We start from the raw sequence: 8,726 nt of genomic DNA on the forward strand, positions 1-8,726 counted from the left end.
GATCAGCGGAAATGATCGTCGCCGCGCTTGAGTTGGGGCTTAGTCCTTCGCGATTTTGCCCTCGATGGCCCTGCCCCAGTCGAGCAGCGGCTTGGCGCGCAAGGCGAAATCGACGAGCTCCTCGACCAGTTCCGGCCCATGAATATCCGCCGGATCGATCGCATGCCGAACGGCAAAATGCCGGTTGCGGATAGCGGCGACAAGGTCCTCGTCGGTGACATGCTCGAAGCCGCGCGGCGTACGCTTCATGCGATCCTCGGCGTCGAGCTCGAGGCCGTTCTTCTTCAACGCCTTCACCATGGCGCGAAACCTGTCGGGCCACACCTCGATGGCCCGCCGCATCGCCAGCAGCAACGCTGCCTCCGGCTGCCACCAGGCGACGCCGGCAAAGCAGCCCTCGAGTCCGATATGGATGTAGAACACGCCCTGCACGGCCTTGCTGCCATCCGGCGACAGGATCGCCGAGACGTGCCGGTTGTACGGCCGTTTGTCCTTGGCGAATCGCACATCACGATTGATGCGGAACAGCGACTTCTTGCGGTCACCGCGCAGACCGAGCCCCGCCTCTGCAAAGCGCTGCGTCAGCGTGTCGACGAGATCGCCAAGGGGATCGCGCAATTCCTGTTCGAACAGGTCGCGGTTCTCCAAAAACCATTCCCGGCTCTGGTGGAAGTCCAGCGCCTTCAGGAATGGAATGGCTTTTGGGCCGAAGCCTTTGAATGCCATCACGCCTTGCCGACCCGCTGCAGCCAGGTGTCCTCGTCGATGACTTCGACGCCGAGTTCACTGGCAAGCTTGAGCTTGGAGCCGGCACCAGGTCCGGCCACCAGCAGGTCGGTCTTGGCCGAAACCGAACCGGCAACCTTGGCGCCGAGACGCTCGGCCATCGCCTTGGCTTCGGAGCGTGTCATCTTCTCCAGCGAGCCGGTGAAGACGATGGTTTTGCCGGCAACCTCGCTGTCAGCAGAGACGGTGACGATATAAGGCTTCGGCTTGACCTCTCCGAGTAGCTTGTCGAGCACGTCGTCATTGCGCTCATTGCCGAAGAAATCACGCAGCGCATCGATCACCGTGTCGCCAATGCCGTTGACCGATGGGAAGACGGTGTGCGGATCCTCGGCCGCCGCTGTCTCCTTGCCGACACGGATCAGCTCCTCGATGGTGGAAAAGGTTTTGGCAAGCACGGCGGCCGTCGTCTCGCCGATATGGCGGATGCCGAGTGCGAAGATGAAGCGATCGAGTTCCGGCTCGCGGCGCGAATCGATGGCGGCAAACAGCTTGTCGAGGCCCTCATAGTTGCGGTCCTCGACACTGCGCACATTCTTGCGCGTCTTGCCGGATGCCGCCTCGCGCTGTCTGGCCTGCTCCTCGCGCCGCTCGGCCAGCGCCTTGGTGACGGCGGGACGACGATCCCTGAGCGTGAAAATATCGGCGGCCGTCTTGATCAGCCCGGCATTGAAGAAGGTGTCGATGTTTTCGGCGCCCAGACCCTCGATATCGAGCGCCCCGCGCGAAACGAAATGGCGCAACCGTTCCACGGCCTGAGCGGCGCAGATCAGCTCGCCGGTGCAGCGCCGGCGGGAGTCTTCCTTGCCGGTCTTCTCATTGATTTCGCGCGTGGCCGGTGAACCGCAAACCGGACAGGTATGCGGGAATTCGTAAGGCACGGCATCGGCCGGACGCTTGTCGACGACGACGCTGACGATCTGCGGGATGACATCCCCTGCCCGCTGGATCACCACCGTATCGCCGATGCGCACGTCTATGCCGTCGCGGATCGGCAGGCCGTTGCTGTCGAAGCCCTTGATGTAGTCCTCATTGTGCAGCGTCACGTTCTCGACCACCACACCGCCGACGGTGACGGGCGCAAGCCGCGCGACCGGGGCCAGCGTGCCGGTGCGGCCGACCTGGATGTCGATCTTCTGCACGGTTGTCATTGCCTGTTCGGCCGGGAATTTGTGCGCAACCGCCCAGCGCGGCTCGCCGGTGACGAAACCCCAGCGGCGCTGCAGCTCCAGCTGGTCCACCTTGTAGACGACGCCGTCTATGTCATAGCCAAGCGAAGAGCGCTGCTCCTCGATCAGATGGTAGTGGGCGACCAGTTCCTCGGCCGACTTCGCCCGCACCATCAAAGGGCTGATCTTGAAGCCCCAATCGGCGAATTTTTGCACCGCACCGTACTGCGTCGGGGCAGGATCTGCTGTCGTGAAGCCCCAGGCATAGGCGAAGAATTTGAGGTTGCGGCTGGCGGTGACGGAGGCGTCCTTCTGGCGCAGCGATCCGGCAGCCGTGTTGCGCGGATTGACGTAATCCTGACCGCCGGCGGCGGCCGAGCGTGCTTTCAGCGCCTCGAATTCCGCGTAGGTCATGTAGACCTCGCCACGTATCTCGATGGTGTCGGGCCAGCCCGAGCCTTTCAGCTTCGCGGGGATGTCGGCGATGGTTCTCAGATTGGCGGTGATGTCCTCGCCGACAGCACCGTCGCCGCGCGTTGCGCCCTGCACGAACACACCGTTCTCATAGCGCAGCGATGCCGACAGCCCGTCTATCTTCGGCTCGGCGGTGAAGGCAATGTCGAGATCCTTGTCGCGGTCGAAGAAGCGCCGGCCGCGGTCGATGAAATCGGTGACGTCCTCGTCGGTATAGGCCTTGGCGAGGCTGAGCATCGGCACCGCGTGACGTACCTTGGTGAAGCCTTCCGCCGGTGCGGCACCCACCCTGAGCGAGGGCGAATCCTCGCGCACCAGGCCGGGAAAGCGCTCTTCGATGGCAAGGTTGCGCCGCCGCAGCGCATCGTACTCTGCGTCCGTGATCGTCGGCGCGTCCTCGGTATGGTAGCGCCGGTCGTGCCCGGCGATCTCCTCGGCCAGAAGCTGGAGTTCGACTTCAGCCTCGCTTTCGCTGAGCGAATCAACTGGTTTTTCGGACATGCGCTATTTCCTCAACGATGGTGCGCCACAATAGATCATGATTTCGAGAAAATCATTCCTGAACAGCGGGATGCAGCCATATGCTGACTCGTTGTCGGATGGCTGCGACCGCAGTGCGAAGCGCGATCGGACGTCTAGGGATTGGATGCAGGGACCGTGCATCTTTGGGGCGGGTCGCGCCGTAGCGTCCGAAGGCAAACCCAAAGATGCCATTGAGGACGCGGCGGCGCCATACACGCCGTAAGTCCGCACGCTTATTCCGTTTCAAGAGATCCCTGCAGGAACATCGTATCATAGTCACCATACAGGCTGACTGTTGTCCCGTTGAGTGCCACGGGCCAGCAATCGAACCGTGGATGAAATTTGTCCCAGCCACGGTAGAGTTTGGCGTTGTCGACCCACCATCTGCCAGAATAGGCCTGTTTGCGGTCGCTACCCTTTTGCAGGGATGCTGTACCGTCGGAATCAAAATGCATGAAGTATGGCCCGTCAGGGGCCGCATCGGCGTAGCGCAGCGTCTTTCCAGACAGCGTGGCTTTCAGGATTTCGCCCGAGGCCAGGCTACTCGCGGCAGCAGAGGTGTCGGGGCCTATGCCGTCGACCCCCGCTGCTGACAGTATGAGCCACAGCAAGCGCCCGATCTGAGCGTCGCTCACCCAGGGCCAACGCTCACGTTCCATGTCAACCGTATGCGCGATCACAATATCCTGGGCTGGAATAACGAAAAGGTACTGCGAGCCGAAACCCAGAGCATAGAACGTTCCTGTCGGTAAAGTGACCGTAGGAGCCCAGTCGCTAGCAAAGCCCGACCACCACGTATAACCATATCCGCGACCCGCAAAAATCTGATTGTGCGGCTTCGCCCACGGCTTGACGCTCTCCTGAACCCAACTCCTGGACACGATCTGCTGGTCGTTCCAACGGCCATGGCGCAGATAGAGCAGGCCCACACGCGCCAGGTCGCGCGCACTGAGACGAAAGCCGTAATGCCGATGATTTGAAACCTTGGTCTCGCCGTAGTAGCAGTCTTCCAGGCTGAAATCCTGCATGCCAATGCGATCGGCAATGCGTTGCTTGAACGCCATGAAGATGTCCGTTCCGGTCACCTTCTCGTAGATGGAGCCGGCGGCGTTGAAGCCCCAATTGTTATAGTACCAGAACTCGCCAGGTACGTGGCTGCCACGCAGTGGTCGTTGCGCAGCCACGGCCGGTGGCTCCAAGTCGATCGGGTGGTAAATTCCCGAGCGTGATGTCAGGAGATCGGCAAGCGTGGCCTGCATTTCGCGGGGCGTTAAGCCGGGCGCCTTGTCATCGATGCCAAGGTCGGCAAGCGTGTCGGAAAGCTTGACTTGTGCCTCTGCGATGGCAATCCCAAACAAAGCACTGAGCAAGCTCTTGCGTATCGATGCGACATCCAGCCTGCGGCGTGTGTCACCCCACTCAGCAACCACGTGTCCATGATGGACGATGATGACCGCGCTGGAACCGCTGCTCGCGGAGTAGTTCCGCGCCTTGTCGAGAAGATCAGTGGACCATCCTGCCACCTTTGGGTCGTGAAATTCCCACTGATCCGAGGGGTGCATGTGCTGGGTGACCTCAACTCCTGACCTGTCACGACGCCACAGCGCTGAACTAGGATGTCATCTATCCGGCGAGCCTCGTCCTATGCCGCGTTTGTATTTTCACGCAGCAGCCGCTCGGCGGCGGCGCGCGCCTCGTCAGTGATCGTCGCACCGGCCAGCATGCGGGCGATCTCTTCCTGCCGCGCCGTCCTGTCCATCTCGGCAATGCCGGTCGCCACGCGGTCGGTGCTGCCCGATTTGGAGATTAGGAAATGCGTCGCCGCGCGCGCCGCCACCTGCGGCGCATGGGTGACCGACAGCACCTGCACCCGCTTCGACAGCCGCGCCAGCCTCTGGCCGATGGCGTCCGCCACGGCGCCACCCACGCCAGTGTCGATTTCGTCGAAAACCAGTGTCGGCGCCGAGCCACGGTCGGCCAGCGCCACCTTCAGCGCCAGCAGGAAGCGTGACAGCTCGCCGCCGGACGCCACCTTCATCATCGGCCCAGGCCGCGTGCCGGGATTGGTGCGCACCCAGAACTCGATCTGGTCGATGCCCTCTTCCATGCGGGTCTCGGCCTCGCTCTTCATCTCGACGATGAAGGCGGCGCGTTCGAGCTTCAGCGCCGGCAATTCGGCCATCACGGCCTTGGTCAGGCCGACGGCCGCCGCGTGGCGAAGCGAGGAAAGCTGTGCGGCACCGGTATCATAGGCCTCGCGCGCAGCTGTGGCCTGCTTTTCCAATCCGTGCAGGCGCCCCTCGCCGGCGTCGAGATCGGCGAGATCGGCAACCATCGTGTCGCGCAATTGCGCCAGATCGTCGACGGCGACGCTGTGCTTGCGTGAGGCGGCGCGCAGCGAAAACAGCCGCTCTTCCGCTTTCTCCAGCCGCTGTGGATCATACTCTGTGGCGCGCAGTGCCGCCTCGACACCGGATTGCGCCGCGTCGAGCGACAACATCGCCTCGTCCAGCGACTTGACCACATCCTCGAGCAGGCCGGGCGCCTCAGTCGCCTTGCGCTGCAGCCGTCGCAGCAGACTGGCCAGTTGCGGCAAGGGCGACGACGGGCCGGACAGCACATCCTGCGCATCATGGATTTCGGAAGCGATCTTTTCGGCGCGCATCATATGGGCGCGCAGTTCGGCAAGTTCCGTTTCCTCGCCGGGCTGCGGATCGAGCTTGGTCAGTTCCGCCACCGCAGCCCGCAGATAGTCGGCCTCGCGCGCAGCGGCCGCCACTTTGGCGCGGTGGCGCGTAAGCTCCTGCTCGCAGCCGCGCCAGTGCCGCCAGGCCTCGCCGGTCGAGCGAACGGCGCCAAGATGGCCGCCAAAGGCGTCGAGCACGTCGCGGTGAGCGCCGGGATCGACCAAAGCGCGCTCGTCGTGCTGGCCGTGGATCTCGACCAGCGCACGGCCGACATCGCGCATCAGGGTGACGCTGGATGGCTGGTCGTTGACGAAGACACGGGTGCGGCCGTCCGCCGTCTGCACGCGGCGCAGGATGATGTCGCCATCATCCTCGATGGCATTTTCGACAAGCAGCGCTCGCACCGGATGGTTGCGTGGCACGTCGAACACGGCAATGACCTGGCCCTGTGCCGCGCCATGGCGCACCAAAGAGGCGTCGCCGCGCGCGCCGAGCGCCAGCGACAAGGCATCGAGCAGGATGGATTTGCCAGCGCCGGTCTCGCCGGTCAGCACGGAAAGGCCGGGCTGGAAGTCGATATCCAGCTTCTCGATCAGGACGATATCGCGGATCGACAGTCTGGAAAGCATCAGAACCCGGACCTCAGGCAATTCCAGGAAAAGTGCTTAGCGGTTTTCCACCGGAATTGCGTAGAACAAAAAGCCAGAGCAATTCCAGGAAAAGTGTGAACGGTTTTCCCACAGGAATTGCGTCAACAAGAGATAGAACGGTTCAGCGCTTCAATCAAACCACTGAACCGCTATGGAGCGGCACGCGACCAATCGGAGTCGCAGCGCCGCACTATCTTTTTGTTTCAGCGTCGGATCAATCCGAAAAAGCGCGTCGCTGCGACGCGCCTTAGGGGTCACGCACCGGTGATCAGCTTGCCAGCCTTGGATATCCACGATCCGGCATTTTCGCGCGGCGCCAGCCCGTTGCTCTGCAGGAGCTTGTAGGAATCCTTGTACCATGGGCTGTCGGGATAGTTGGTGCCGAGCACCGCGGCGGCCGTCTGGGCCTCAGAGGTCAGCCCCAGCGCGTAATAGCTTTCGGTGAGGCGGGCCAGAGCTTCCTCGACATGGCGCGTGTTGGAATAGTTCTCTACCACGTTGCGGAAACGCTTGACGGCGGCGATGTACTCGCGGCGCTCCAGATAATAGCGGCCGATCTGCATTTCCTTGCCGGCGAGCTGGTCGTTGGCGAAGCGGATCTTCTGCTTGGCGTCGTCGACATATTCCGACGTCGGCCAGCGCGTCACCAGATCCTGCATCGTCTGCAAGGTCTGGCGTGCTTCCTTCTGATCCTGCGTCACATCCTTGATCTGGCGATAGTAGCTCAGACCGATGATGTACTGCGCATAGGCGGCGTCATCCGTGGACGGGTAAAGCGCTAGATAGCGCTTGGCAGACGAGATCGCATCGTCGTAGCTGCCCTTTCGATAGTCGGCGAACGCGCCCATCACCATCGATTTACGGGCCCATTCCGAATAGGGATGCTGGCGGTCGACGGCGTCGAACTTTTTGCTCGCCTCGTCCAGGCGGCCAGCATTCAGATTGGCGAGGCCCTCATTGTAGAGAACGTCGGCCGGCTCGGTCTGGTCGACATATTTCGACAGGTCGATGTCTTTCTCCGGCGACGACATGCAAGCCGACAGAAAGAGCGATGGAACAACCAGCGAAAGCGCCAGGATAACAGACCGCTGGGGCGCCTTCGATTGACCGGCTCGCGTGAAGAACATGATTGGATTGCGCCCTTTCGGCGTTATTTTAATGCCTCTTGCATGCTGTTGTCCCAAAACTGGTCCCCACTTTTGAGCGACATGCACTAATCGACGGCAGCAGCCATAAACCATAACCGCCTTGCCCGGCAACGCTATGTCTAGCCAATCGCACATTTTTGTGGCGGTCGGACAGAGCCGGAGAATCCATGCAATTTCACTGGATGGTGGTGCATTGATGCCACACCTGCCATCCCGCATGGAATCCGAAAAACGTTAAGGAATCAGATCATCCAGGGCGCGTAGAGCGGCGCATTGACGGCGCTCATCTCTGCTGTCGCGGCGTGTCGTTTCGACGATCTCGAACGCCGTGCGGTCCGACAGCAGGCGCCGCAGCGCCGCGGCGTTCATCCTGTGGCCACCGCGATAGGAGCGGAAGCAGCCGATGAAACGGGCTCCGGCCAGCGCCAGGTCGCCCATGGCGTCCAGCGTCTTGTGGCGCACGAATTCGTTGGGATAGCGCAGGCCGCCCATGTTGATGACGCGATTGTCGTCCCCGATCACCAGCGAATTTTCCAGCGAGGATCCCAGCGCATAGCCGGCGGCCCACAGCCGCTCGACATCCTTCATGAAGCCGAAGGTGCGCGCCCGCGCGATGTCACGGCGGAAAATATCGGCATTGAGGTCGGACGCAAACAGCTGGCGGCCGATTGCCGGGCTTTCGAAATCGATCTCGATCTCGAAACGGGTACCGTCATAAGGCCTGAACTCCGCCCACGAGGCGCCGTTTTCGATACGGACCGGCTTGATGACCCTGATGTAGCGGCGCTTGACCGACAGCGTCTCGATGCCCGCCTGATCGATGGCTTCCACGAACGCCATGGCGCTGCCATCGAAGATCGGAACTTCGGAACCGTCGATCTCGATAAGGACATTGTCGATGCCGAGCCCGAACAGCGCGGCCATGATGTGTTCGACCGTGGCGATGTGCTCGCCTGCGGGATCGCCAAGCATGGTGCACAGATCGGTGGCGCCGACCTCGGCAACCAGGGCGCGGAACTCACGGCCTTGCCCTGCTCCGTTGACAAGCTGGAACACGATGCCGGTATCGGCATCCGCCGGCAGGAAACTGATGGAAACTTCTTTGCCGCTGTGAACGCCGGTGCCTGTAAGCGACGCGCGCGTCTTCACTGTCGTCTGATAGTCGTGCAAGACAATCCCCATAAGCCCGAAATGCCTAGGTCCGCTTCTCCAGCCCGAGGGCGCGGCTCTTGTTAAATCGGCAGGCAGGGTCACTTCCCCCGAAATCCCGGCACACCGACTATGGTAGGC

5 protein-coding genes and 1 pseudogene are annotated in these 8,726 nt (G+C 62.0%); all 6 read right to left on the reverse strand.

Features of this window, described 5'->3' with window-relative positions; translation table 11 throughout:
* Positions 1–39: 39 nt before the first annotated feature.
* Entirely contained in the window at positions 40–729 is a 690-nt protein-coding gene (locus AC1DX0_RS09530; RefSeq protein ID WP_477221939.1) for a DUF2461 domain-containing protein, read from the reverse strand.
* Positions 726–2,930, reverse strand: coding sequence for an NAD-dependent DNA ligase LigA (ligA, locus tag AC1DX0_RS09535; RefSeq protein WP_477221938.1), 2,205 nt, complete (start codon positions 2,928–2,930; stop codon positions 726–728). Before ligA ends, AC1DX0_RS09530 begins: the two co-directional genes overlap by 4 nt.
* A gap of 254 nt (positions 2,931–3,184) precedes the next feature.
* On the reverse strand, positions 3,185–4,513 hold the full coding sequence (locus tag AC1DX0_RS09540) for a serine hydrolase domain-containing protein (protein ID WP_477355097.1): 1,329 nt from the start codon (positions 4,511–4,513) through the stop codon (positions 3,185–3,187).
* A gap of 80 nt (positions 4,514–4,593) precedes the next feature.
* Complete coding sequence (recN, locus tag AC1DX0_RS09545) at positions 4,594–6,267, reverse strand: DNA repair protein RecN (protein ID WP_477221936.1); 1,674 nt, start codon at positions 6,265–6,267, stop codon at positions 4,594–4,596.
* Positions 6,268–6,542: 275 nt separating this feature from the next.
* Complete coding sequence (locus tag AC1DX0_RS09550) at positions 6,543–7,415, reverse strand: outer membrane protein assembly factor BamD (RefSeq protein ID WP_477221935.1); 873 nt, start codon at positions 7,413–7,415, stop codon at positions 6,543–6,545.
* 263 nt (positions 7,416–7,678) lie between these two features.
* Positions 7,679–8,618: pseudogene (gene lpxC, locus AC1DX0_RS09555) on the reverse strand (UDP-3-O-acyl-N-acetylglucosamine deacetylase).
* Positions 8,619–8,726: the final 108 nt, after the last annotated feature.

The sequence above is a fragment of the Mesorhizobium sp. P3_A9 genome, from assembly GCF_056402975.1.

Bases quoted from the DNA above. Each gene is read 5' to 3' on its own strand.
- recN (WP_477221936.1), bottom strand. From the start codon at position 6,267: ATGCTTTCCAGACTGTCGATCCGCGATATCGTCCTGATCGAGAAGCTG.
- AC1DX0_RS09540 (WP_477355097.1), bottom strand. From the start codon at position 4,513: ATGCACCCCTCGGATCAGTGGGAATTTCACGACCCAAAGGTGGCAGGA.
- ligA (WP_477221938.1), bottom strand. From the start codon at position 2,930: ATGTCCGAAAAACCAGTTGATTCGCTCAGCGAAAGCGAGGCTGAAGTC.
- AC1DX0_RS09550 (WP_477221935.1), bottom strand. From the start codon at position 7,415: ATGTTCTTCACGCGAGCCGGTCAATCGAAGGCGCCCCAGCGGTCTGTT.